General features: G+C 32.0%; 1 protein-coding gene. It reads left to right on the top strand.

What is annotated here, in order from left to right:
- Positions 1-30: 30 nt before the first annotated feature.
- On the top strand, positions 31-300 hold a 270-nt coding region (locus tag EYW44_RS22035; protein ID WP_132728027.1), incomplete at its 3' end, for an iron-sulfur cluster assembly protein.

Raw genomic sequence — 300 nt, 5'->3', positions numbered from 1 at the left:
AGTAAATTAAGCGTAAAGCAATTATTCAGAATGAAGTTTAAAAAAGAAGACATATACAAGGCACTCGGAACAATAACTGCTCCTGGAGAAGGGAAAAGTTTGGTAGGGAATGAAAACGTTAAAAACATAGTAACGTTTGGTGATGAGGTAATTGTAGATGTAACCATAAGTAATCCTACATTACAGGCAAAAAAGAAAATTGAAACTGAAATAAAAAAAGCGATTAACTCACAAGTAAGTGAAACAATCCAGGTAAAAGTGAATGTGAAAACAGAAGCAAAACCTAAAGAAGAAGTTAAT

It is taken from the genome of Tenacibaculum sp. M341, from assembly GCF_004337695.1.
Lineage (GTDB): Bacteria > Bacteroidota > Bacteroidia > Flavobacteriales > Flavobacteriaceae > Polaribacter.
Note: the sequence above shows the minus strand (reverse complement) of the source record. Positions and strands in the feature narration are given on the sequence as shown.